Origin of the sequence: Buttiauxella agrestis (assembly GCF_900446255.1) — a bacterium.
Taxonomy (GTDB): domain Bacteria; phylum Pseudomonadota; class Gammaproteobacteria; order Enterobacterales; family Enterobacteriaceae; genus Buttiauxella; species Buttiauxella agrestis.
Map to the genome: position 1 here is coordinate 4866427 of NZ_UIGI01000001.1, position 21495 is coordinate 4887921.

Annotated in this window: 22 protein-coding genes; 8 read left to right on the forward strand and 14 right to left on the reverse strand. The window is 44.2% G+C overall.

From position 1 onward, the window contains the following. Positions 1–9 precede the first annotated feature (9 nt). Positions 10–1293 carry a murein hydrolase activator EnvC gene (gene envC / locus DY231_RS23020; RefSeq protein WP_115631665.1) on the forward strand — a complete coding sequence of 428 codons (1284 nt, stop codon included), beginning with the start codon at positions 10–12 and terminating at the stop codon, positions 1291–1293. A gap of 3 nt (positions 1294–1296) precedes the next feature. Then, a complete protein-coding gene (locus DY231_RS23025) occupies positions 1297–2253 on the forward strand; it encodes a divergent polysaccharide deacetylase family protein (RefSeq protein ID WP_370511340.1) in 957 nt (318 codons plus the stop codon). Positions 2254–2282: 29 nt separating this feature from the next. Here DY231_RS23025 and DY231_RS23030 read toward each other — a convergent pair whose 3' ends face one another. The 3 genes from DY231_RS23030 to kbl all read right to left on the reverse strand — a co-directional run bounded on the left by DY231_RS23030 (position 2283) and on the right by kbl (position 5554). Then, positions 2283–3230: a glycosyltransferase gene (locus tag DY231_RS23030; protein ID WP_115631667.1), complete on the reverse strand. Its 948-nt coding sequence runs from the start codon at positions 3228–3230 to the stop codon at positions 2283–2285. 91 nt (positions 3231–3321) lie between these two features. Next, positions 3322–4347 carry an L-threonine 3-dehydrogenase gene (gene tdh, locus DY231_RS23035; RefSeq protein ID WP_115631668.1) on the reverse strand — a complete coding sequence of 342 codons (1026 nt, stop codon included), beginning with the start codon at positions 4345–4347 and terminating at the stop codon, positions 3322–3324. Positions 4348–4357: 10 nt separating this feature from the next. Beyond that, positions 4358–5554, reverse strand: a complete 1197-nt coding sequence (gene kbl, locus DY231_RS23040) for a glycine C-acetyltransferase (RefSeq protein ID WP_115631669.1) — start codon at positions 5552–5554, stop codon at positions 4358–4360. 217 nt (positions 5555–5771) lie between these two features. On the opposite strand from kbl, the gene rfaD reads away from it, so the two are divergent. The 4 genes from rfaD (at position 5772) to DY231_RS23060 (ending at position 10062) form a co-directional block, all read left to right on the forward strand. Then, positions 5772–6704 (forward strand): ADP-glyceromanno-heptose 6-epimerase, encoded by a 933-nt coding sequence (rfaD, locus tag DY231_RS23045; protein ID WP_115631670.1) that lies wholly within the window; start codon positions 5772–5774, stop codon positions 6702–6704. A gap of 16 nt (positions 6705–6720) precedes the next feature. After that, positions 6721–7770 carry an ADP-heptose--LPS heptosyltransferase RfaF gene (gene rfaF / locus DY231_RS23050; protein ID WP_115631671.1) on the forward strand — a complete coding sequence of 350 codons (1050 nt, stop codon included), beginning with the start codon at positions 6721–6723 and terminating at the stop codon, positions 7768–7770. Continuing rightward, complete coding sequence (gene rfaC / locus DY231_RS23055) at positions 7770–8747, forward strand: lipopolysaccharide heptosyltransferase RfaC (RefSeq protein WP_115631672.1); 978 nt, start codon at positions 7770–7772, stop codon at positions 8745–8747. Before rfaF ends, rfaC begins: the two co-directional genes overlap by 1 nt. 175 nt (positions 8748–8922) lie before the next feature. Beyond that, the gene (locus DY231_RS23060; protein ID WP_256682696.1) at positions 8923–10062 is read left to right on the forward strand and encodes an O-antigen ligase family protein; all 1140 of its coding nucleotides are present in this window, start codon (positions 8923–8925) and stop codon (positions 10060–10062) included. A 64-nt stretch (positions 10063–10126) separates the two neighbouring features. Here DY231_RS23060 and DY231_RS23065 read toward each other — a convergent pair whose 3' ends face one another. From DY231_RS23065 to rfaQ, 8 genes are read right to left on the reverse strand one after another with little or no spacing between them, the layout of a single operon-like run. Next, entirely contained in the window at positions 10127–10921 is a 795-nt protein-coding gene (locus DY231_RS23065; protein ID WP_115631674.1) for a glycosyltransferase family 25 protein, read from the reverse strand. Positions 10922–10945: 24 nt separating this feature from the next. Beyond that, positions 10946–11956, reverse strand: a complete 1011-nt coding sequence (locus DY231_RS23070) for a glycosyltransferase family 8 protein (RefSeq protein ID WP_115631675.1) — start codon at positions 11954–11956, stop codon at positions 10946–10948. 2 nt (positions 11957–11958) lie between these two features. Further along, the gene (yibB, locus tag DY231_RS23075; RefSeq protein WP_115631676.1) at positions 11959–12819 is read right to left on the reverse strand and encodes a protein YibB; all 861 of its coding nucleotides are present in this window, start codon (positions 12817–12819) and stop codon (positions 11959–11961) included. 46 nt (positions 12820–12865) lie between these two features. Next, entirely contained in the window at positions 12866–13885 is a 1020-nt protein-coding gene (waaO, locus tag DY231_RS23080; RefSeq protein WP_115631677.1) for a lipopolysaccharide 3-alpha-galactosyltransferase, read from the reverse strand. A gap of 2 nt (positions 13886–13887) precedes the next feature. Further along, positions 13888–14970 (reverse strand): lipopolysaccharide 1,6-galactosyltransferase, encoded by a 1083-nt coding sequence (gene waaB, locus DY231_RS23085; RefSeq protein WP_115631678.1) that lies wholly within the window; start codon positions 14968–14970, stop codon positions 13888–13890. 19 nt (positions 14971–14989) lie between these two features. After that, positions 14990–15787 carry a lipopolysaccharide core heptose(I) kinase RfaP gene (rfaP, locus tag DY231_RS23090; RefSeq protein ID WP_115631679.1) on the reverse strand — a complete coding sequence of 266 codons (798 nt, stop codon included), beginning with the start codon at positions 15785–15787 and terminating at the stop codon, positions 14990–14992. After that, the gene (locus DY231_RS23095; RefSeq protein WP_115631680.1) at positions 15780–16904 is read right to left on the reverse strand and encodes a glycosyltransferase family 4 protein; all 1125 of its coding nucleotides are present in this window, start codon (positions 16902–16904) and stop codon (positions 15780–15782) included. Before DY231_RS23095 ends, rfaP begins: the two co-directional genes overlap by 8 nt. After that, a complete protein-coding gene (gene rfaQ, locus DY231_RS23100) occupies positions 16901–17974 on the reverse strand; it encodes a lipopolysaccharide core heptosyltransferase RfaQ (protein WP_115631681.1) in 1074 nt (357 codons plus the stop codon). The genes DY231_RS23095 and rfaQ overlap by 4 nt, the downstream gene beginning before the upstream one ends. Positions 17975–18375: 401 nt before the next feature. Here rfaQ and waaA point away from each other — a divergent pair, with 401 nt between their 5' ends. Further along, positions 18376–19653: a lipid IV(A) 3-deoxy-D-manno-octulosonic acid transferase gene (waaA, locus tag DY231_RS23105; protein ID WP_115631682.1), complete on the forward strand. Its 1278-nt coding sequence runs from the start codon at positions 18376–18378 to the stop codon at positions 19651–19653. Positions 19654–19661: 8 nt separating this feature from the next. Continuing rightward, complete coding sequence (gene coaD, locus DY231_RS23110) at positions 19662–20141, forward strand: pantetheine-phosphate adenylyltransferase (RefSeq protein WP_115631683.1); 480 nt, start codon at positions 19662–19664, stop codon at positions 20139–20141. On the opposite strand, the gene mutM is transcribed toward coaD, so the two are convergent. The 3 genes from mutM to rpmB form a co-directional block, all read right to left on the reverse strand. Continuing rightward, a complete protein-coding gene (mutM, locus tag DY231_RS23115) occupies positions 20142–20951 on the reverse strand; it encodes a bifunctional DNA-formamidopyrimidine glycosylase/DNA-(apurinic or apyrimidinic site) lyase (RefSeq protein ID WP_034499991.1) in 810 nt (269 codons plus the stop codon). 72 nt (positions 20952–21023) lie between these two features. Then, the gene (gene rpmG / locus DY231_RS23120; protein WP_002208990.1) at positions 21024–21191 is read right to left on the reverse strand and encodes a 50S ribosomal protein L33; all 168 of its coding nucleotides are present in this window, start codon (positions 21189–21191) and stop codon (positions 21024–21026) included. A 13-nt stretch (positions 21192–21204) separates the two neighbouring features. Next, positions 21205–21441, reverse strand: a complete 237-nt coding sequence (rpmB, locus tag DY231_RS23125; protein ID WP_034461465.1) for a 50S ribosomal protein L28 — start codon at positions 21439–21441, stop codon at positions 21205–21207. Between the last annotated feature and the right edge of the window lie 54 nt (positions 21442–21495).

Genomic DNA, 21495 nt, shown 5'->3' on the forward strand with positions numbered 1-21495 from the left:
TCCCTCCCCATGAGGGGAAAGGCGATTTTTTCAATAACATGGGCCGTGAAAACGAAGCTGTTTTCAGTCCGGCCTATGATGTACGCCAGCGTTTTAAGCGCTGGCGTATTGTTATGCCCCTCGATCAGCCATGCCGACGATCGCGCTGAGTTGAAATCTATTCAGCAGAATATTGCGACTCAAGAACGTGCGGTACGTCAGCAACAGCAACAACGCTCTACATTACTCGCTCAACTCCAGGCACAAGAAAAAGCTATCGCCGAAGCCAGCCGCAAGCTACGCGACACGCAAAACACGCTTGCTGAACTCAACCGCCAAATCGACACCATGAATGCTTCCCTCGCGAAACTGCAAAAACAGCAGGCCTCGCAGGAGCGCAATCTTGCAGCTCAACTTGATGCTGCTTTTCGCCAGGGCCAACATACCGGCATTCAGCTGATTTTAAGCGGCGAAGAAAGCCAGCGCGGGCAACGTTTGCAGGCATATTTTGGTTATCTGAACGCGGCGCGTCAGGAAACTATCGAAAAGCTTAAGCAAACGAAAGCTGAAGTTGATGAGCAAAAAGCCAGTCTGGAATCTAAGCAAACCGAGCAGCAGACCCTTCTCTACGAGCAACAAGCTCAGCAAACTAAGCTTGAAAGCGCGCGTAACGAGCGTAAGAAAACACTGTCTACTCTCGAGTCTTCTTTGCAGCAAGACCAGCAAAAACTGAGTGAAATGCGCCAGAACCAGTCGCGTCTTCAGGGGCAAATTGCCCGTGCGGAAGCCGCTGCGAAAGCGAGAGCTGAAAAAGAAGCCCGTGAAGCTGAGCAAGTTAAAACCCGCCAAAAGGAAGCGACCAGCAAAGGTAGCACCTATAAACCAACAGAAAGTGAACGTTCACTGATTTCGCGTACAGGTGGCCTCGGCGCTGCACGCGGACAAGCCTTCTGGCCGGTACGCGGGTCAATTTTGCATCGCTATGGCGAACAACTCCAGGGTGAGCTACGTTGGAAAGGGATAGTTATCGCTGCGGGTGAAGGCACTGAAGTTAAAGCCATTGCTGACGGACGTGTCATTCTCGCCGACTGGTTGCAGGGCTATGGCCTTGTCGTCGTGGTTGAGCATGGCAAAGGCGATATGAGTTTGTATGGTTACAACCAAAGCGCGTTGGTTAATGTGGGTACACAAGTTCGCGCCGGCCAGGCGATTGCACTGGTGGGCAACAGTGGTGGTCAGGGCCGCCCGTCACTTTATTTTGAAATTCGTCGCCAGGGCCAGGCCGTCAATCCACAACCGTGGTTGGGAAGATAAGTTTTGCTTCAATTCCGTCGTGTGTCTTTCTTTTTCGTCAGCACACTTATGCTGGCAGCTCCCGTTTACGCCGGAAAACTGGCAATAGTGATAGATGACTTCGGTTATCGCCCCGCGCAAGAAAACAAAGTTATCGCCCTGCCTGCCAACATTTCGGTCGCAGTTTTACCCAACGCTCCTCACGCCCGTGAAATGGCCACTAAGGCGCATAACGCCGGGCATGAAGTCCTGATTCATTTGCCGATGGCACCACTGAGTAAACAGCCGCTGGAAAAGGACACGCTGCGCCCGGATATGAGCAGCGGTGAAATCGAACGCATCATCCGCGAAGCGGTGAATGATGTTCCCTTTGCCGTGGGCCTCAATAACCACATGGGTAGTGCGATGACATCCAGCCTGTTTGGCATGCAGAAGGTTATGCAGGCGCTGGGGCAATATAATCTTTATTTTCTCGATAGCATGACGATTGGCAACAGCCAGTCGATGCGTGCGGCGGCAGGCACTAACGTCAAAGTTATCAAACGCAAAGTGTTCCTCGACGACACACAAAACGAAGCGGATATTCGTTTCCAGTTTAATCGTGCCGTTGAACTGGCGCGCCGAAATGGCTCTGCGATTGCCATCGGCCATCCGCATCCAACGACCGTTCGCGTACTGCAACAAATGGTCTATAACCTACCTGCGGATATTACGCTGGTGCGCCCGAGCAGTTTGCTCAATGAGCCTCAGGTTGATACTTCAAGGCCTAATAACACGCGCCCAACTGCACCGGGGAAACCTGTTGAGCAACCGCGTAACCCATTCAAAGGCGTGAACCTTTGCAAGCCTAAACAACCGTTGCAACCGATCTATGCAACCACGTTCTTCACGGTGTTAAGTGAAAGCATCAGCCAAAGCCAGTTGCTGAAATACATGCAGCACCAATGGCAAGGCTGGGATTCAACTGTCAAGAAAAGCTAATAAGATGCCAGGATATTCCTGGCATTTTTTTAACGCAATCTGAACCACAGCCGTATCAAAAACCAGGCTTCATGAATTCCGCTGACCCCTTTTGCTAAATCGGTGAAGCGGATATGGTCATGAAATGACTTTCGAACCGCAGCACGATCTTTAATCTTCTTGCGGTAAAGACCTGAAAGGTGCCCTGTTTCTCTCAAAGCATGAATATAAAGCGGGCGACTAACGGCTGCATATTCAGGAGATTTTGCGTAATTAATTAACTTATTGATGATATCAATGTAACTATAAGCACGAGGATCGTAATAGCGACCGTGATTGGTAATAGAAGATGTGTTCTTCGAATAGTAATAATCTGGTTCCGGTGAAATATAAAATCGCCCATTAGCCAGAGCCAGCTCCGTGGACCATAAAATATCTTTATGACTGGTGCCTACGTGGAAGTTAATATTATTTTCTTTAATATATTTCGAACTTACAATTTGCAACCAAATATAATGCGGCCATTCTCGCACTTTGACAGCATGTTTAATCCATTCGAAACCGGAAATCATGCGGTTGTAAATTTGTTGCCGATGAACTTCCCATCCAGCCAACTTCTGCCCGGGGTTTCCGCGCCAGCCGTTGCATATCAATACATCACAATTATGCTGTTCAGCCTTAGTGTAGCGATTAAAAATCATGTCGGGTGTGATGGCATCATCAGCATCCAGCAGAATTAACCACTTTCCACAATGCGCTGCCAACCCGGCATTGCGCGCAATATAGACTCCGCTATTGGGTTGCTCAATAATGACCAACCTTTCATCCTGAATTGAATTAAGTATCTCGCGTGTCTTATCCGTTGAGCCATCATTAATAACAATAAGCTCTAAATTTATACGCGTTTCCGCGAGAACACTCTCGACCAGCTGACGTATGTTTTCTTCACCATTGTAGACAGGGATAATAACGCTGACTTCTATCGGCGGATGACTCATCTTCAACCTTTTAGCGAACACAAAGAATCAATACAATACTAAAAAACCAGGAAAAAAAAGGCCCAAATTCTGCTTTTGGGCCTTTTTACTGTTAATCCCAGCTAAGAATGACTTTGCCGGATTGACCAGAACGCATGGCATCGAAGCCTTGCTGGAAATCATCAATACCAAAACGGTGGGTGATAATCGGTGACAGATCCAAACCTGACTGAATTAATGCAGCCATTTTGTACCATGTCTCGAACATTTCACGCCCGTAAATTCCTTTAATGAACAGTCCCTTAAAGATGACTTTCGTCCAGTCGATAGACATGTCTGATGGCGGAATACCCAACATCGCAATGCGGCCACCATGATTCATGGTGTCGAGCATGGTGCGGAACGCTGGCGGAGCACCAGACATCTCCAGACCCACGTCGAAACCTTCGGTCATGCCTAACTCTTTCATGACATCGGTCAGGTTTTCTTTGCTAACGTTAACCGCACGGGTGACACCCATTTCGCGAGCCAGCTCAAGACGGTACTCATTCACATCGGTGATAACGACATTACGCGCACCAACGTGTTTAGCGACAGCCGCCGCCATAATACCGATTGGGCCAGCACCAGAAACCAGCACATCTTCACCGACCAGATCGAAAGACAGCGCGGTGTGAACGGCGTTGCCAAACGGGTCGAAGATGGAGGCCAGATCATCAGAGATATTGTCAGGGATTTTAAAAGCATTAAAGGCAGGCAGCACCAGATATTCAGCGAAGCAGCCAGGGCGGTTAACACCGATACCCGTGGTATTGCGGCACAAGTGAGTGCGGCCTGCACGGCAGTTTCGGCAATGCCCACAGGTAATATGGCCTTCACCGGAAACACGATCGCCGATTTTAAAGCCTTTAACTTCCTGGCCTATGCCGACCACTTCACCGACATATTCGTGTCCGACAACCATCGGAACCGGAATAGTCTTTTGTGACCATTCATCCCAGTTATAAATATGCACATCGGTGCCACAAATGGCCGTTTTACGGATTTTGATCAGCAGATCGTTATGACCCATTTCCGGCTTGGGTGCATCCGTCATCCAGATGCCTTCTTCTGCTTTCAGTTTTGCTAATGCTTTCATGACCGCTCCCTTAGGCGATGACGCCCAACTGTTTGCCGATACGCGTAAATGCGTCAATCGCACGTTCAATTTGTTCAGTCGTGTGAGCCGCAGACATCTGAGTACGGATACGCGCCTGCCCTTTTGGAACCACCGGATAGAAGAATCCAGTGACGTAAATGCCTTCTTTTTGCAGCTCGCGAGCAAAGTTCTGCGCAACCACCGCTTCACCCAGCATCACAGGGATGATGGCATGATCCGCACCGGCCAGAGTAAAGCCAGCGGCGGTCATTTTCTCGCGGAACAGACTGGCATTCGCCCACAGGCGATCGCGCATTTCAGCGCCAGTTTCCAGCATCTCCAGAACTTTAATCGATGCAGAAACAATAGCCGGAGCCAATGAGTTAGAGAAAAGGTACGGGCGCGAACGCTGGCGCAGCCATTCAATCACTTCTTTGCGACCTGCGGTATAGCCGCCAGATGCACCACCAAGCGCTTTGCCCAATGTTCCGGTAATGATGTCTACACGATCCATCACGTTGCAATATTCATGCGTGCCACGACCATTTTCACCCACAAAACCTACCGCGTGAGAATCATCGACCATGACCAGAGCGTCATATTCATCAGCCAAATCACAAACCCCATTCAGGTTCGCAATCACGCCATCCATAGAGAACACGCCGTCTGTTGCGATCATGATATGGCGAGCACCTGCCGCACGCGCTTCTTTCAGGCAAGCTTCGAGTTCTTGCATATCATTGTTGGCGTAGCGATAACGCTTTGCCTTGCATAAACGCACGCCATCAATGATAGATGCATGGTTCAGCGCATCGGAGATAATCGCATCTTCCGTGCCGAGCAGCGTTTCAAACAGACCACCGTTGGCATCAAAACACGAAGAATAAAGAATGGCATCTTCCATTCCGAGGAAGCCGGCCAGTTTGCCTTCCAGCTCTTTGTGGCTGTCTTGTGTTCCACAAATGAAACGCACAGAGGCCATCCCAAAGCCATGCGTATCCATGCCTTGTTTAGCAGCATTGATAAGCTCTGGGTGGTTAGCGAGGCCGAGATAGTTATTGGCGCAGAAGTTGATGACGTGACTCCCGTCAGCAACAGTAATATCTGCTTGTTGAGCAGAAGTAATAATACGTTCTTCTTTAAACAACCCTTCCGCTCGTGCGGTTTCAAGTTGGGTTGTTAACTGTTGGTAAAAATCTCCGCGCATTGCGATTCTCCAGGCATGGCTAATTTCGGCACATATTACCCAAACCTATACCAGGACACGAGATGACGCTTCAATGAAATTGATTTTTGCAGCATAAATCACGAGTATCAGAAACTTCCTCTGATTAGGCGGGTCAATGAATGTAATGGTATGATAAGAGCCATTAGCGCGTGAGGTATCGTGCCTTACGGCCCTCTTTTTGTTTAAGGTTTCGCTCATGATTATTGTCACCGGCGGTGCTGGCCTTATCGGCAGCAACATCATTAAGTCCCTGAATGATATTGGCCATACAGATATTCTGGTGGTAGACAACCTGAAGGATGGCACTAAGTTCGCCAACCTCGTAGATTTAAATATCGCCGACTATATGGATAAAGAAGACTTCTTAATCCAAATTATGGCGGGTGAAGAGTTCGGCGATATCGAAGCCATCTTCCACGAAGGCGCATGCTCTTCCACCACCGAGTGGGATGGCAAGTACATGATGGATAACAACTATCAGTACTCCAAAGAAGTCCTGCATTACTGCCTGGAACGTGAAATCCCGTTCCTGTATGCCTCTTCTGCTGCAACCTACGGCGGTCGCAATAGCGATTTCATCGAGTCGCGTGAATATGAGCAGCCGCTAAACGTTTACGGTTACTCGAAATTCTTGTTCGATGAGTACGTGCGTCAAATCCTGCCAGAAGCAAATTCCCAGATTACCGGCTTCCGCTACTTCAATGTCTACGGACCACGTGAAGGCCACAAAGGCAGCATGGCGAGCGTTGCATTCCATCTGAACACGCAGCTCACCAACGGTGAAAATCCAAAACTGTTTGAAGGCAGCGACAGCTTTAAACGTGACTTCATCTATGTTGGCGATGTCGCCGCCGTTAACCTGTGGTTCTGGCAGAATGGCGTATCCGGCATTTATAACTGTGGTACCGGCCGTGCGGAATCTTTCCAGGCTATTGCCGATGCAGCGCTGGCGTTCCATAAAAAAGGCAGCATTGAGTACATTCCATTCCCGGAAAAACTCAAAGGCCGCTATCAAGAGTTTACTCAGGCTGATTTGACCAATCTGCGCGCCGCAGGTTACGACAAGCCATTTAAAACTGTTGCCGAAGGCGTAACAGAATATATGGCCTGGCTGAACCGTGACGCATAAGCAGGTAGCCTGACGCATGAAAATACTGGTGATTGGCCCGTCATGGGTGGGCGACATGATGATGTCGCAAAGTCTTTATCGCACGCTCAAGGCGCGCTATCCCCAGGCAATCATTGATGTGATGGCACCGGCCTGGTGCCGTCCATTATTATCACGTATGCCGGAAGTTAACGAAGCGCTGGCGATGCCACTCGGACATGGTGCTCTTGAGATTGGTGAACGACGCCGTCTCGGACACGCGTTGCGCGAGAAGCGTTACGATCAGGCCTATGTGCTGCCAAATTCGTTCAAGTCCGCTCTCGTCCCCTTCTTTGCCAATATTCCACAGCGCACCGGCTGGCGCGGCGAAATGCGCTACGGATTGCTCAACGATGCGCGCGTTCTGGATAAACAAGCCTGGCCACTGATGGTCGAGCGTTACATTGCTTTGGCTTATGACAAAGGACGGATGCAGTCGGCAAAAGATCTTCCTCAGCCGTTACTGTGGCCTCAGTTGCAAGTTAGCGATGGGGAAAAAATTCAGGCGTGCGAAGCTTTTAGCCTCGATGCGCAACGTCCGATTATTGGTTTCTGTCCTGGCGCGGAGTTCGGCCCAGCCAAGCGCTGGCCGCATTATCACTACGCGACTCTGGCCGGCAAACTCATCGATGACGGCTATCAAGTTGTCTTATTCGGTTCTGCTAAAGACAAAGACGCCGGGAATGACATCGTCGCCGCATTGACGACTCAGCAGCAAGCGTATTGCCGCAATCTGGCGGGAGACACTGAACTTGAGCAAGCCGTTATTTTGATTGCCGCTTGTCAGGCCGTGGTTTCAAACGATTCTGGCTTGATGCACGTTGCAGCGGCACTTAACCGCCCACTTGTCGCGTTATATGGCCCAAGTAGCCCGGACTTTACACCGCCACTGTCCCATAAGGCGCGGGTAATTCGTCTGATCACAGGCTATCACAAGGTGCGTAAAGGCGATGCCGCGGAAGGTTATCATCAAAGTTTGATTGTTATAACGCCAGAGCGCGTGATTGAAGAGCTAACGGCTCTGTTACGAGCTGAGAAGGAAGCGTAATGCGGGTATTGATCGTAAAAACATCATCAATGGGTGATGTCCTGCACACGCTGCCAGCCCTGACGGATGCAATGCAGGCTATTCCTGGAATCCGCTTTGATTGGGCCGTTGAAGAAGGTTTCGCGCAAATTCCCACCTGGCATCCCGCAGTAGATAAAGTTCTTCCCGTGGCGATCCGCCGCTGGCGTAAGAATTGGTTTTCAGCCCCGATAAAAGCCGAGCGCAAAGCGTTTGTTCAGGCGTTACGCACCGAACAATACGATGCGATTATTGATGCGCAAGGTCTTATCAAAAGTGCGGCATTGGTAACGCGAAAAGCGCGAGGAATTAAGCACGGTATGGGCTGGAACAGCGCTCGTGAGCCACTGGCCAGTCTATTTTACAGTCGTCGCCACTCTATCGCTAAACAACAACATGCTGTTGAGCGTACTCGAGAATTGTTCGCGAAAAGTTTGAACTACAAAAAACCTTCATCTCAGGGTGACTATGCTATCTCGGGTCATTTTCTTGATAACCCAAATACTGACACTGTCCGTTACACTGTGTTTTTACATGCGACAACTCGTGATGATAAACACTGGCCAGAATCACACTGGCGCGAGTTGATAGGATTGATGAAGGATTCAGGAATACAGATCAAACTTCCGTGGGGTGCTCCGCATGAACAAGAGCGCGCAAACAGGCTGGCTGAAGGCTTTAGTTATGTAGAAGTGCTTCCACGAATGAGTCTGGAAGAAATTGCGCGGGTGCTGGCGGGAGCAGAGTTTGTAGTATCTGTGGACACCGGCTTAAGTCATTTGACAGCCGCTCTGGATAGACGAAATGTGACTTTATATGGACCAACAGACCCAGGATTGATTGGCGGTTACGGGCAGAACCAAGTGGCGTGCTGCTCTAAGACAAAGGATTTAAACGATCTCTATGCTGATGATGTCATCCATTCATTTCCTGTACTTAAGAAACACACTCTCGATTAAGTAACATTATTCATAAGATTTCATTTCATAAAGCGCTTTAATAGATGCTTATATTTTATTGTAGGGCAAAAAAGTTATGACGAAGCTTGAGAAGTTAGATAACTTATTATATTACGTGATATTACTGTTTTGTATTACCTCTTTGATGTTCCTTCCTTTTGAACAAGGAACCTCAATGAAATTATTGAGAATCGCAGGGCAAATTTCTTTACTTCTTGTAATACTGTCACCGAAAATGTATTTCAAAAGTGATGTTAAATACATTTCACTTTGTATTTTTATACTATCATTAATAACATTTACTTGGTTTAGAATTTATAAAAACTCGGAGTCTGAATATATTGGCGCTTATATAAACTATCGAGACTGGAGTCTTGCAGGTATTTTTTCGGCAATAACATTTTTAGTCATCGCTAGCAAAAGACTTTACTCATCACAAATCAATATAACGCACCTAATTGTTTCTTTAGCTGTTAATATATCTTTGATTATATATGCGTATTATCAGTTCTTTGTGTTAAAAATGGAAAGAATACTATTATCACTCGCATATGGCCCAAATGCTACTGCTGCTGCATACATCATCTCATTTGTATCTCTTTACGCTATGGCTTCAGTATCTTCATCATTAAAAAAACATAAATTAGAAGCTCTAAGTGTATTATGGATACTTAACTATACTGCTCTTATTATGACTGGCACCAGAGCCGCAATTATAGCCTACCCAATAGCGTTTATTCTTATGTGCTATATGGAGTATAAAGATAAAAGAATCCATATCTCTAAAAAATCATTATCAATACTATTCATTCTTGTTGCATTAATCATTGCATCTATGGCAAAACCAATAATGCACAGAGTTGATACTTTGAGATCTGATTTAACTCAATACTCTGAAGAAAATAGTAACACTTCCGTTGGCGCACGTTTTGCTATGTATAAAACAGGGTGGCTATCTTCTTATGACAATATCTCAGGCCAGTCTCTTGAGCAACGAAATGAAAGAATAGAAAAGATTGTTGAAAGTGATAAGAGTCTTTCTGCAGCATTGATATTCAAAAACGTACATCTTCACAATCAATTCATCGATACTCTTTCCACCATTGGCTGGGTAGGATTAATATTTGATTTACTTCTCATTGTAAGTATTGTTTCGTTTGCCATCAGGAATAAACAATCAGTTCTATACGCCTTCCTGATTCTATTCATCCTGTTTGGTATAAGCGATACATTAACATACGCGAAACCTATTCCTTTAGGTTGGTTGCTGCCACTAATGTTTATCTGCATATTGCATAAAAATAAAAAAATATAAGTAATAAAAAAGCCACTCTTAATATTCAGAGTGGCTGTAAATTGAAATACCAATAAATCGTACACTATTCAAATGAACCCAATATAACCCGAATCTTATATCTCAGCCTCATTAACCAGGCCATGATGTTGCTACGTGTTTTAACTCTCAACACTTTATTTTTTTCGATACGACTATTTTCTATATGAGAATTTGACTGGCAGACAAGGGGATGAGAAACAATGTCAGTAAAATATATTTGTGACATTACATGGTTATCGAAAAGAATTTTTCTGTCATCAATTAAAAAGAAGCCATGAGTCTCAAATAATTTGATCGCTGTTCTACAGTATCGCTCGTCAACAATATAGCAACACGCACGGGTCACTTTGTGCTTTTTGTAAGTTGCTTTTCTAAACAAGACATTGCCAATATTAACCGTTTTAAAGAGACTGAGTCCAAATAATTGATAATCTGAAGTTCCCTCTTGTCCCCCCAAAACATAAGAGGTTCCCATGGTTAATATGTTTCTATTTTCTGATAATGCACCCAATACATGAGATAAACGCTCGTCGAATGTAACATCATCTTCCAGAATCAGCGCCCACTCCAAACCATCATCTATGATTTTTTGATACGCTTGTAAATGGCTCAATGTGCAGGCCATCTCAGGATCGGTCATTGACCCATAAGAGGAGTTACTATTAGCCCTCACATTATCTTTTATATTTTTATATGCATCTGTTCTGTAATCAACAGCATCAATAAAATCATACTGAATATTATATTGGTTCAACAATGATATTATTCTTTCTTTACGGTCAATATCATGTTTGAGTGAAATAATGAATATAGGGAAACACTCTTTAGTGTGATTCATTTATTGCTCTACAATTTAATTGTTTTATTTATTAATATATGACTTATATTTATACGCTATCACTGACTTTATTGCTTGAAGATACTTACCTTGATAAAGCTTGTGCTTGTATTCCTCTTTATATTCAGATCTGGACTTCGCCTCAAAATATGGATCACTCTTCCAGGGCGTTAGAAAATAAATATCGCGAAAGAAAGAAGATGCAGGGTAATCAGCCCAGGCATGCCACGGTTTCGTAACACCGGTATAATGGATGAATACAGTCGAATCAGAAATGTATTGTTTGAAGTGATTTTTATCTTTGAATTCAAATTCCGATTTAAGTGAGTAAATTGTATTAAATCGTCTATCCAGATAAATTAAATTCCCTTGCAGTGCAATATTTAAAGCATCCTGATCGGGGTATTTTAAACGTACTGATAAACTCTCATCAAGAAGAAGTGAAAAGACTTTGCTTGTTAATTGTTGAGATTTCCATTGTGATAAATTCACATACATTACGCCTGAATTAAAATACAGTTCTTTAAAATCAACATTCAGACGTTGATAAGTTTTTTCTTGGATAGATCGAACATCTGGAACGACGGCTCCATAATGCTCACCAAAGTCGAGCGATACCAGTTCATTAATACTTCCCTTACAAATAATATCCGCATCCAGATAGAGCAAAGAGTTTACTTCTTGGGAGAGATAATCAAAAGCTAACAAACGATAATAAATAGAAACAGGCCAAATAGAGGTGCGTGGTAATTTTTTTAATAATGCACTATCGACTTCAAAGAGTTCAATTTTAATATTATATTGTTTTGTTAACAGATCAATTTTATCTAAAAAATCGGCACTATATACATCTGAAAAAATAAAGAAACGACAATTAATGGATTTGTTATTTTCGGCAATAGAAGCAACAGATATAATTGTCCCAACTTGGTAATTTACATCGGTTCCATAAGCGATATTAAAACTTTCTCTTAGCTCAAAGTTTTCGTGGCTATATTCTGTGATTTTTTTAGCACAATCTTTTAGGATAATCATATTTATTTTCCACGAAGAACACGGAGACGGTTTTTTATCTTCCACGCCACACTATTTCTACGATGGAAAACTTTGAACAGAGAAAACCATTTGTTATCGCCGAGATAATTTAAACGTATGAGTTCTTTATTTTTATAATAACACATTAAGAAAACCCCTTGATCATCATCAATGATTTTCCTTTGCAGCAAATACCTTTGACAATTCCAGACTAATTTATGAAACTCCCCCCAATGCTTAACCGAACCAACAATAGCGCCACCGATAATAAAGACATTGTTATTAAATATACCCGATAAAACATCATTCATTGTCTTCAATGAAAATTGTTTGCGAATCGTAAACAAATTAATCTTAGAGTCATCAAACGGATAATACCAGTTTTTGATACCATCAAGAGTAGCGGTTGAACGACAATAACCAAAATCAACCCAAGCAACTAAGTTGTTTTTTACACTTCCTAATTTTATTGCCTGCATTACAAAATAAGATTTAAGATTGCATACAAGTGCATAATCAGGAGACCAGTACTCTGGGTTTTTCGCCTGCTGTGGAGATATTAATTTCTTAAATTCAGGGTCATTCTGAATTTCTGTTATTTTTTCCCTGAACGTCCCAAAGGTGGATCGTAAATCAACAGGAATAACTTTTGTTGGTTTTCCCGCCCTGATTTCCTGGATACGTGAAACAAGATCATTGGATGTGAAAACAATCATTTCATTATCCAATGATGCTAAATTATTAAAGTTGCTTAGATATGTCTCAGCGGTCCTGTGAAGATAATTTGGATGTCCATTATCAACGGTCCAGTCACCTCGACCAATATCAAAAAAAGCAGTTACTATTGTTATAGACTTATTCATAAAGGTACCAACTAACTTATTATATTTAGAGGTAAAATAAATAATGTTAGAATAATTTTTTAGCGTAATAATTAATATAGCTATAGATACATTTTAAAATTAAGCCCTGCTTAAAATAATGTTTTGCACTATATCTAAATTGATGACTCGTTAATGGTGATAGCAAACTAACTGACTGCCAGGGAGAGTTTTCTTTTGCTCTATTGAAATACTCAGATACGGGGTAGTTCGCCCATATGTGCCATGGTTTGGTTGGACCAATATAATGGATAAACACACAAGAATTAGGAATAGGGTCAAAGACTTTAGCTTTCTTCAACTCATAGTTAATACTATATTGTGTATTAAACTTCCCATCTACAAAGCGATCGTTTCCAGCCAGTAAAATGTTAAGAACATCCTGATCCAAATGCGTTATCTTCTTAACTGCTTCCGGATCCTTCAACATATCAATGGCGCGTGTTGAAATATTATATTTCGACCACGCGGGTAAATTGATTAATAAAAATCCAGCATTAAAATAACCATTAATGAGCTTTGGAGTATCTAATGTAATTGATCTTTTTTTCCACCAGTCGATATCGCCTTCTGCAACAACAGCGGCAATTTCATTCTCATCAAACCTAAGATCGATTAATTCCTGGACAGAACCTTTACATACGATATCAGCATCCAGGTACAATATTTTATCAATTTTCCCGGAAAAATAATCTGCAATTATAAATCTGAAATAAGTTGCATAGGTCCAATTCTTTGTACTTGGCAATACCTTTAATTTCTCGCAGTTAATTAAATAAACCACAACTCGAGAATTATACTGGGCCGCTAATGCATCAAATTTATCACAGTCATTATCAGAAAAGTAATCAGTGAAAATGTGAAAAACAAAGTTACTCTCAGGGTTTGATAACAAGACAGATGCTATAGAAATACCGCAACCGAATAGAAAATTTTTATCAATTCCGTAGGAGATATGAAATGAATTCGCATTATGTTTATCATTGCAATGATCGAACTCTAACTTAGTGAGAATGACATCTTCTTCCGCAAAGTAATCTTGGCTCATATCTAACTCTTATTCTTAATAGATGATATTATTTCATTCATATTTTTATGATAAACCTCAGAATAAAACATTGAGATGGAATGCTTAACAGTCTGGCTATCAAATGCAATCAGGTGGTTAACCTGTTGGTTTAAATGAAATATAAACTTATTCAATTCTGATGGTGGGTAAAGGAAGCCATTGACCCCTTCCTGGATAATATCTTCAGGACCCGCAGTGCAATTTGCGCTGATGCATGGAATGCCGTATGACATAGCTTCGAGTAGTACCATACCGAAACCTTCAAACGATGACGTTAATAAGAGAGCACTCACTTTTTGAATTTCGTTCTGCACAAGCTCCCAGGGTTTCTCCTGCCAACCATGCCAAATTATCTTGTCATCAATTTGCAGTTCGCGGCCATAGGCCTGGCATTTTTGGAAATCAGATCCATCACCAATGACATGTAATTTCCATGGCCTATCAACACTTGCCAGCCCATCAAGTAAGTCTTTAACTCTTTTTTGCCCTTCAAACTTCATTCGACCCATATATAGAAAAGTTGCGACTTCATTTTCTGTCGGTGCCGGGATCGTAATATTCTGTCTGGTGACGGGGTTATAAATAAGGCTGATCCTATTTTCCGGTACGCCTCTGGCAAGTATTTGTTTTTTTATACCCGTACTAATTGCTAAATGATGATCTGCATATACTATACATTCCGCATGCTTTTTATGGTCAAGTGAAAAATGCGGCCACGAAAATAGAACAAATGATTGCTGGCTCTTGAGTCTCGCTTTGCTTGCTAACATGCATGACAGAACATCAATGCAAATAACAACATCTGGTTTGTTGTTTTTTAACCAGCGGTCGAAATTGTTAATATGTTTTAGTCGACGAAAAAAACTGAGCTTAACCTTTGAAAAAGAACAAGTGTAATCAATTCCCTGTAACCACTTCTTATCCATATTGTCATTACGACAAAAAAAGAACATTTCGCAGCTATCGGGCATATCTTTATTTTTTAATGAAAGTATAACATCTCTGATTACGGTTTCCATTCCACCAAAACCAGAGACAGCCTCTCCAATAAATGCAATTTTCATTGATTCATCACTTATTTGATTAAAGCGATTTACGTATTGTTCGTTCACGAATACGTTGTGCTTTTATTTCAGTTTGCTGAAGTAAATCGCTTTCTTTGGAAAAGATATCGCGCAATGGCTGCATAAAATAGGTGGAAAGGAAACGGTAACGATCGCGTTGAGTCAGTCCGATATTCAAAGATGAAAAATATAAACCAATTAAATCTTTATCGCGCCAGCGCTTTGGTACCGAGCTTCTAATTTGAGCACGATGGAGATCAATAACAGAGATTTTCAGGGTTTCTTCATCTCCTGCAAAAGGGAGATGAAGCAGAAAATGGCAGATATAGCAGTCACGGTGATTAACTCCACCCTGATGCATTTTGCGCACCATGGTTGCAACCCTATCAATCAGCATTCGCTTGGTACGTGGCAATGGCGGGTTAGTTGCCCAGTCGGCACAATAATCTTCCAGACTTATTGTCGGTGTAAGATCTTCAGTAATAATGAACGATTCTTTATTGATTGGGTTTAATCCCTTCTCCCCGAAGCCAACCCCTTGCATGGTATCAACATCTAATTCATAGAGTCGGTGTATTGCCTTCCATTCCCGATCGGCACCTAATACTGGCATGCGCAAGGTGATAAGGTTTTTCACCACTTCTTTAAATGCTGTGCCTCGATGCCATTTCAGGAAATAGCTTTTCCCCGCTAGCTCAAACCGTAATGTGCGGCGAGTCTCAAGCTCCCGGAAAACTTCACCCTGCAATTTTGCAACTTCAGCAAAGGCATCTTTTCCACGCCATAACGTTACAAGTGGTTCTTTCAACTCAACCATTAACTTCACCCGTAATAATATCAGCGGCCTTTTCAGGCAAGCTGTAGATATCTTGCGTATCTGCATAGTGGCGTGCGTTTGCCGCCCACTCATTCAGGCGCTCGCGTTCTGTTAATGCTATATACAACTCACTGTTCAGTTTTCCCTGATCAAACGGCTCGTTTATGACAACACCGCATTCCGCAGCTGCAATATGATGCCCGTAGCCGCACACTGAAGTCGTAATGACCGGTAAACCTGCTGCAATGGCTTCCAACAAGACAATCCCTGCTGCTTCTTGATACGCCGGGTGCATAAGCACATCGGCCGCAGCCATCAATTCAGCGACATCGTTACGCCCGGCAAAGAAATGGACGTTTTTATGGACACCAAGTTTTTCTGCCAGGGCTTCATAGCGTCCTGGTTTATCCTGGCCAACGACCATTAATACGGTGTTATCCCGGACCTTTTCAGGTAGCGACGCCAGTGCATTAATCGTTCTATCAACACCTTTGCGACGAAAATCTGAACCGACCTGCAACATCAGATTTTGTTGTTCGCTAATTCCATTTTTTTCACGATACCGCGAGCGGCTACCGGGTGCCTGTTGGCTATATTTGCGATCGGGGTAAATACCTGGCGGCAGAATATGAAAACGCTCAGATTCAGTGTGATAGTGTTTTTGAAAATCGGCTATCTGCTTGTCTGTTAACATTAATAACTGAGTGGGTTTGCCGTGCTCAAAAACTTCGCGTTCAAACTCAGCATAATGCCGATAGCGGGATGTCAGGCGATAAAAGAATCCTTTTTCCTGAGCGACTTTTTCGGCATAACAAACATCCGCAGCGTAATAGACATCCAGACCAGGCATTTTATTAAAACCGACAACCTTATCTACAGCATGTTGCTGAAGATGAGCCTGCACCCAGCGATAATATTCAGCATTACGTCCGTGGTTTGTACGGGAAACCACGGGCACCGTAATTAATTCAAATTCTGTTGGGTGCCCGCCCTGCCAGGATTGCGCGTAAACACGCACGTGATGACCGCGCGCAGCAACCGTTTGTGCGATGCGCATAAAATCACGCTGCAAGCCGCCATACGGAAAATATTTATACAAACAAAAGGCAATAATCATACTGACCCGCTCGTTTTAATGTCATTCGCCGCATCGGGTAACATCCTTTCAGTGGCAGCAATGACATCCTCAGCTGGAATGACTGACATATATTTCTTATTTCGGTCAAGCTCGTCGCGGACAGGCATTGGCTCATAGTCACCCGCCCAAAACTGAATCACATTATTTGACCACGGGCGCCAGAAAACATGGTCGGTAGCCCCAAAAAGGCAAATGATGGGGGTTTTTACCGCCGCAGCAATATGTCCCGGAGCGGAATCGACACCGATGAATAGATCTGCATGGTCAATGAGGGCGGCTAATTCAGGGAATCGTGTTTTCCCCGCAAGAGCTGTTACTGGCCTTAATTGACATCCCTGAGCAATATCTTCCACACATTCTAAATCTTCTGCAGAAGGGCCGGATGTTAAAACTACGCTGTAACCTCTGGCCTGTAATGCATCAATGACTTTTGAGAATTTATCGTTGTCCCAACATTTGAATTGCTGGCGTGCAGTGGGCTGAATGACAACATAGTGGTTATCGACACCTACATCTTTCAACAAACTTTGCATTTTGACCCAATTTTTAGGGTCATAAGGCATTGTCGTTTCTTTGCAGATATCTGTTATTCCCAATGGGGTCACAACAGATAAATTACGTTCTACGATGTGCTCGCCTGAAATGGGCGCCAGATGAGTAAAACTATTTTTCCAGAAAGCCGATTGTCGGTAGCTATAGTCCTGGGAAATGCTCATTTTTGCATTCAGGAGGCGAACAAAAAACGGAACAACCCTTTGATCAGTAAGGTTGATAACCAAATCGTATTTGTTGGCGCGTAGTGTTTTTAAAAGGAACAGGAAATTCTGAATTTTGGTTATAGAACCAGCGCCTTTATTACTCAGCCCATACAGCATGTTTATTTCTGAATTTTCAGACAGTATGGGGATCGTATCCTGATATAGAAGCACATCAATTTTCGCTTCCGGGTAGTTTCTTTTCAGCGTACTAATGACCGGAGTCGTCAGCAGCATATCCCCATGAAAACGCATCTTAATGACTAAAATTCTTCTAAATGATGGTTTTTCCACGCGCAGCTCTTAATTGTTGATAATGCTAAAGATATCAAATTTGCACGCTACCGCCCCAGGCTCAACAGCTACCCGAAGACTGAAAACGCACTCAATTTTTCGCAATAGTGTACCATTTCTTATTGTGTGATCCGATACGAATGTTTTTTCACCTACAAAGGTAAAAATCACATCTATTACAATAAGATAAACCCACGCATCGACAGATACGCATCTCGTTAATTATCTGGAAAGCAACTGATAAAACCCTTCAACTATTTCTGTAAAAATCCAAATATTTAATAATATTGAAGCTTTTTAACGCCAGTTTGCGCGATTTAAAGCAAATGGGGCAAAAGTGTTGGTAAAGCCGCAGTTAAATACATAGAATCCCCAGCACATTCATAAGTCAGTTACGTCCAATGCTCCAGTTGTTTTACACCACACTTTTCTATCTCATTCAGCCGCTCATTTGGGTGCGCTTGTGGGTGCGTGGTCGTAAGGCTCCGGCGTATCGTAAACGTTGGGGTGAGCGCTACGGTTTTTATCGTAAGCCGCTAAAGCCTGGCGGCATTATGTTGCACTCCGTTTCCGTCGGCGAAACCCTGGCGGCTATACCGCTGGTTCGTGCACTCCGTCATCGCTACCCAGAATTACCGATAACCGTAACAACAATGACACCGACCGGCTCTGAACGAGTCATGTCAGCATTTGGCGGTGACGTCCAACATCTTTACCTGCCTTATGATCTCCCCGGCTCGCTTAATCGCTTTCTTGATAAGGTAGACCCTAAACTGGTTCTGATTATGGAAACCGAGTTATGGCCGAACCTTATATCAGCATTGCATAAACGCCATATTCCGCTAGTCATTGCCAATGCACGCTTGTCTGCTCGTTCAGCTGCAGGCTATGCCCGGCTGGGCAAATTCATTCGTTCATTGTTACGCCGCATCACACTCATTGCGGCTCAGAATGAAGAAGATGGCGAGCGTTTCATCGCTTTAGGCGCAAAACGCAGCCAGTTAACCGTTACAGGCAGCCTCAAGTTTGATATTTCAGTAACGCCGCAACTCGCTGCTCGTGCCGTCACGCTGCGCCGCCAATGGGCACCTCATCGCCCTGTGTGGATTGCAACCAGCACGCATGAAGGTGAAGAAAACGTGGTGCTGGATGCACATCAGATGCTTCTAAAACAGTTCCCAGATTTGCTGCTGATACTAGTTCCTCGCCATCCTGAACGTTTCCCTGATGCGATTAATCTGGCTCGCCAGAAAGAACTAAGCTTTATTACTCGTTCTTCTGGTGATGTCCCTTCTGCCAGCACGCAGGTTGTCATTGGCGATACCATGGGAGAGCTTATGCTGCTGTATGGAATTGCTGACCTTGCATTTGTCGGTGGTTCTCTGGTTGAACGCGGTGGACATAACCCTCTTGAACCAGCAGCTCACGCGATTCCTGTGTTGATGGGCCCACATACCTTTAACTTTAAGGATATTTGTGCCCGACTGTCGCAAGCAAGCGGCCTGATCACCGTGACGGATACCGCTTCTTTGAGTAAAGAGATTAGCTCTTTACTTACTGACGAGGATTATCGAAACTTCTATGGTCGCCATGCAGTGGAAGTGCTCTATCAAAATCAGGGCGCCCTACAACGTTTGTTGCAACTGCTGGAACCCTATTTGCCACTCAAAGCACATTAAGGTCTGACATGCAAAAGCGGGCTATCTATCCAGGGACTTTCGATCCTATTACCAACGGCCATCTGGACATCGTGACTCGCGCATCAAAGATGTTCGATACCTTAATTCTGGCAATTGCTAACAGTCCCCACAAAAAAACCTTGTTCACCCTTGAAGAAAGAGTGCATCTTGCGCAAGGCGTTACAGGCCATTTGCCTAATGTAGAAGTGGTCGGATTTGGCGATCTGATGGCGAATTTTGCCAAAACTCAGCAGGCTAACATTCTGGTAAGAGGGTTACGTACAGCGGCTGATTTCGAGTATGAGATGCAACTGGCTCATATGAACCGTCACTTAATGCCAGAGCTGGAAAGCGTCTTCCTGATGCCATCAAAAGAGTGGTCTTTTGTCTCTTCATCATTGGTGAAAGAAGTCGCGCGCCACGCAGGTGACGTCGCACACTTCTTACCAGAACAAGTACACCAGGCGTTGCTTGAAAAACTAAAGTGATTATTTCTGGCAATGGCGGCAATAAAAAGTGCTGCGTTGCCCGTGCTTGCTGATGACAATTGGCGCACCGCACACCCGACACGGTTCCCCTGTACGGCCATAGACCTGTAGTTCTTGAGCGAAATAGCCAGGTTTGCCATCAGACTGTAAAAAATCTTTCAACGTTGTCCCGCCCTGTTCAATCGAACGTAGCAGAACCGCTTTTATCGTTTTGACCAGTAATTCGCATTCGTTTTTTGACAACGACTGAGCAGCACGGTCAGGGTGAATTCCCGCAGCAAATAACGATTCGCTGGCATAAATATTACCGACACCGACTACCAGCTTGTTATCCATCAGCCAGGGCTTAATCGCCATTTTCTTTTTCGCGGATTTTTCACGCAGATACTCAGCCGAAAATTCGTCGCTTAAAGGTTCCGGACCAAGATGCGCCAGAACATTACTGCCCTCTAGCTCTTTCGCCCACAGCCAGGCACCAAAACGGCGCGGATCGGTATAACGTAGTACTTTGCCATTGCTCATGACCAAATCCACGTGGTCATGCTTTTCAGCGGGATAATCTTCAGGGAGGATGCGTAAGCTGCCAGACATTCCGAGATGGATAATAATCCAACCGTCCGGAAGCTCGAGCAGCAGATACTTAGCGCGGCGCTGCACGCTGAGAACGGGTTTATCGCTTAGAGCATGGATTTCGTCAGAGACAGGCCAACGCAGCCGCCCATTGCGCACAATGGCGTGAAGAATGGTTTCGCCAACCAGATGCGGTTCAATACCGCGGCGGCTGGTTTCTACTTCAGGTAATTCAGGCATCTCTCCTCCAGGCTCAAAACCCTAAAACAAAAAAACCCCGCCGAAGCGAGGTTTTCATCAAAGATACTAAAATTATTTAATTTTAGCTTCTTTGTACAGTACGTGTTGACGGACAACTGGATCGAACTTTTTCAGTTCCAGTTTTTCCGGCTTAGTACGCTTGTTCTTCGTGGTGGTATAGAAGTGACCAGTACCAGCAGAAGAAACCAGCTTGATCTTCTCGCGAACACCTTTAGCCATGACTTAGTTCCTCTTAGTACTTCTCGCCACGGGTACGCATATCGGCCAAGACCGTTTCGATACCCTTCTTATCAATTACACGCATACCTTTAGCAGATACACGCAGTGTGACAAAACGCTTCTCGCTCTCAACCCAAAAACGGTGAGAGTGCAGGTTCGGCAGGAAACGGCGTTTGGTCGCGTTCATTGCGTGGGAACGGTTATTACCGGTCACCGGACGCTTGCCAGTAACTTGGCAGACTCGGGACATGTCTATTCTCCAAAAATCAAATTAGCTCGAGCTTCGTATAGGGTTATGGCGCCT